This window comes from Segatella salivae DSM 15606 (genome assembly GCF_000185845.1).
GTDB classification, from domain to species: Bacteria; Bacteroidota; Bacteroidia; order Bacteroidales; family Bacteroidaceae; genus Prevotella; species Prevotella salivae.
In genome coordinates, this window is record NZ_GL629647.1 from 890,959 (window position 1) to 894,788 (window position 3,830).

Here is a 3,830-nt window from a genome sequence, read left to right on the forward strand (position 1 = left end):
TTTTTGATTATCATCCTAAATTTGTTCGCCTGCATAGTCCATCTGTTTCCCTAAAACTGTACAGACAATCATTTGAATATCCTTACGAAAGGAATAGTGGTGCAAATAATAAAGATTAAGCCTAACCTTATCAGGAAAGATTACTTCATCGTTATATTTGGTTGGATTCGATACAGAGGATAGGATTTCTTCTTCATTTCTATATTTCAAACTGGCCGGTCCTGTTATGCCAGGCTTTAACTTCAGAATATCTCTTTCATCTCCTTGTAGCTGGTCAGCATATCCTGGAACATCTGGTCTTGGGCCAACAAAACTCATATCTCCTTTAAGAACATTCCAGAGTTCAGGAAGCTCATCCAACTTATAACGTCTAAGTTTCTCACCAAGTGGCGTTATCCTACTTTGCTCTGTAGAAGCTATAGATGTAGTTTCAGAATCCTTACTTGCCACAGAAGCCTCAGCCTTGACAGTCATTGATCTAAATTTATAAACTGTAAAAAGTTTCCCATATTGCCCTACCCGCTTCTGACAAAATAAGATTGGACCAGGCATCTTCACCTTGATAAGTAACGAAACTATCACCAAAATTGGACTCAGAACAATAAGTCCAATAAGTGATACAACCTTATCGAAAAGAACTTTAAGTATCATGATTTTGGTAAATATTCAACTAAATAATCTCCATTACGTAGTGTCTCTATGATTTTAATATCGTTAGCAGCTTGTGCAGACTTCATACTTGCTATATTTTCTGGGGCTATTGTTCCATAAACATGTAAACCAAGGAAAGAAGAAATCTCTGTAGCACACTGATTCATGAGTTTATTTATTCCTTTTCTTCGCCATCGAAAGTCCGTCATATATCCACGAAAGGACTTGCCCCAAAAGAAACTTCTCTGAAAGAAATAGCCGACACAGACAGGTTGATTATCATCATTGTTGACTGTAACTATATACGCAAGGAAACTCTTATCCCTTATCAACTTTGATAAAGGTCTATCACCAAAGCCATGAGGCTTAAAGAAGTCAAAGGCTGACGCAGGCTGTTCTGCAAACATTCTACTTAATAAAGAAACATTCTCTTTTGTTAAAGCCTCAATATTAAATAATGACGATTTACTTGTTTCCTCTGATGTTTGGTTCGAGGATAAAGAAAAAGATTTTAGAATTCCCGTTATCTTCTTCATTCTCTTACCATATCTTAAAGCAAAAAGAAAAGAATTTATCACACCTATAGACTCCCAAATCCAAGGAAACTTATCACGCAATATGTGAGCAATCCTATAAAGCATCGTAATATTCTTTTAATGCTTTCCAAACATACCTCTGTTCATAACGCTCTTGTATCATAGGACGAGCATTGTTTCCCATGCGTTTTGCTTCCTCCCTATGGTCTATAAACCATTGCATCGTATTCAGTAATGATTGCTCCATCATTTTGGTCCCTTCCTTTAATGGGGCTGCGATTATCTTACCATTTAATCCATCTTTGATTATCTCATTACAACCATTGATGTTAGTAACAATACAAGGAAGCCCCATTGCACCCGCTTGCATAGGGACATTAGGGAAGCCCTCACGATAGCTTGGGAATACTAATACATCCGCTTGCTCTAAATATGGGCGCACATCGATTTGCCATCCAACAAATTTAACCTTTTCAGAAGTTAATAGGAATTTCTTATCATCTTCATCAACGGGGTCACCATCTTCAAACGAACCAACCAAAATTAAATTACAATTCAACTTTCGTATACATTCAGTCAACTCATGAATCCCCTTGTCTCTAACGATTCTACCAATAAAGACAAAAATAAAAGTATCATTCTTACGCTCCGTAAAAGATTTCGTAGACTTAAAATATTCTGTGTCTATTCCATTGATATTGCCATTCCATATTACATGCAAAGGTTTCTTCGTTATATTATCTTCTTGCAAAGCATGTAAAACCCCTTGTCCTTCGGGAATAACATTCGTAGCAAAAAGACATGACAAGCGCTCCATCGTCTTAAGAATCGTTCTCAACATGCCATGAGCACCTTGATAACGAAGACCTGTAACGGTATATACCCTATGCGGAACACGAGCGATCCAAGCTGCAATCATTGCCAACAAACTCCCCTTAGGGGTATTAGCATGTACACACCATGGCTTCTCCTTACGGAACAGACGACACAAGAACCATAAACCCTTGATATCTTTCACTAAACTAATAGGACGTTCTAATGGAGCATCTACCACACGGATTCCCTCTCGTTCACTAACCTCCTTCAGAACACCTGTATCTTTCGCAACACCAATAACTTCGAAGTATTGGTTCAAAAACATCAGTTGCCCTTTTAGCAAACTATTTAAAGATATGTCCGCAGTTGTAACGCGAATTATTTTTTTTCTTTGAATATCTTTCAACTTATAGAAACCTATTTATCAAGACGAAAACTTGATGATATTAATTTAAGATATTTTTATACACATCAGCATAATCACTTACAGTATTGCTGATATCAAACTCTAAAGCTCTATTATAACAGCGTTCTGCAATCTCGTTATAATAAGCTTCATCACTTGCTAATCGGTTGATTTCTTCAGCCAATGCCTTTGCATCCTCATGTGGAAAAAGAATACCATATCCCTTAGTTACTTCTTTCAAACCATTAACATCAGAGGCTATAAAAGGCTTATGTGCACTCATTCCCTCTACATTACTAAGGCTTAACCCTTCCCAATGAGATGACATCACAATAATATCTGCAGCTCTCAGAACATTTGGAATATCAGTACGTAAGCCTAAAAATCTAACTCGGTCACTGACACCAAGTGACTCTGATAACTGCTTAACTATTTCTTGACGTATACCAACCCCAGCAAACCAAACTTCAAAGTTATTGTTATTGAGTAGCCCTAAAGCTTTAACAACCGTATCTTGATCCTTCGCATCCCGAAATCCAGCTACCATCAAGATAGCTTTTCTTTGTTCCTTTAATGACAACAAAGCATTATCGGGAGTTGCATCACTTATAGCCTTAACATCTACGCCATTATTAATCGTTGAGATCTGCTTATATTTAGGATTTGTTTTATCTAACCAGACTCCTCCCATATACTCTCGCAATTTATCTTCGGCAATCTGACTTATACAAATCACATGATTATATTGCCCATACATCCAACTTTCAATAGGTACATACCATCTCCATTCACGTTTGCGATTAGAAGTTGTATGCTCTGTAGAAATCAGTTTCTGCGAACAAAATAAGTTAGCAATAGCAACAAATAGTTGCGGTGAAGAATTATGCGTATGAACAATATCATAATTCCTCATTATCTTTACCAACTTTAAAATATAGAGCGGATTATAAACCCCATGTCCTAACGCATATATCTTTGTCTGTGGACTCTCTTTCTTTAATATCTGAGTCAATGGTGTTTCTTTTCCATTAAAGATACATAAATCCACAGTATCCCCTAAAGCCTGTAACCTTGGTATCAAATTAACCACCAACGTTTCAGCCCCACCTATATCCAAAGATGTTATGACTTGTAATATTCTCATTATCAGCTGCGTTTATTCTACAATAATAATCCTGTTTTAATCGTATTCCAAATAAGAATACCACAATAAGTTTAAAAACTATTTGCTGTCACTTTTAACATTTCATCATAAACAAATGATATCTAACAGATTATACTCTCTATTCAAATGACAAGAATGACAGCAGAACTGAATTACGTTTCAGATTCAAAGCTGTTCACCAACCTTTTCTAATAACCGTTGAATGACAATCTCTGGAGCAATCCACTTCTCATAATACTGTCTTGCTCCTTCTTGC

At 36.5% G+C, this 3,830-nt stretch carries 4 protein-coding genes; all 4 read right to left on the reverse strand.

Annotated features, from left to right (window positions below):
• Positions 1 to 15 precede the first annotated feature (15 nt).
• Complete coding sequence (locus tag HMPREF9420_RS03710) at positions 16 to 651, reverse strand: sugar transferase (RefSeq protein WP_007134101.1); 636 nt, start codon at positions 649 to 651, stop codon at positions 16 to 18.
• A complete protein-coding gene (locus HMPREF9420_RS03715; RefSeq protein WP_007134102.1) occupies positions 648 to 1,292 on the reverse strand; it encodes a GNAT family N-acetyltransferase in 645 nt (214 codons plus the stop codon). Before HMPREF9420_RS03715 ends, HMPREF9420_RS03710 begins: the two co-directional genes overlap by 4 nt.
• Positions 1,282 to 2,322: a glycosyltransferase family 4 protein gene (locus tag HMPREF9420_RS03720; RefSeq protein ID WP_398394785.1), complete on the reverse strand. Its 1,041-nt coding sequence runs from the start codon at positions 2,320 to 2,322 to the stop codon at positions 1,282 to 1,284. Before HMPREF9420_RS03720 ends, HMPREF9420_RS03715 begins: the two co-directional genes overlap by 11 nt.
• Positions 2,323 to 2,449: 127 nt before the next feature.
• Positions 2,450 to 3,553, reverse strand: a complete 1,104-nt coding sequence (locus HMPREF9420_RS03725) for a glycosyltransferase family 4 protein (protein ID WP_007134104.1) — start codon at positions 3,551 to 3,553, stop codon at positions 2,450 to 2,452.
• Positions 3,554 to 3,830: the final 277 nt, after the last annotated feature.

Coding starts and splice junctions, on each gene's coding strand:
- HMPREF9420_RS03710 (WP_007134101.1), bottom strand. CDS start 651: ATGATACTTAAAGTTCTTTTCGATAAGGTTGTATCACTTATTGGACTT.
- HMPREF9420_RS03715 (WP_007134102.1), bottom strand. CDS start 1,292: ATGCTTTATAGGATTGCTCACATATTGCGTGATAAGTTTCCTTGGATT.
- HMPREF9420_RS03725 (WP_007134104.1), bottom strand. CDS start 3,553: ATGAGAATATTACAAGTCATAACATCTTTGGATATAGGTGGGGCTGAA.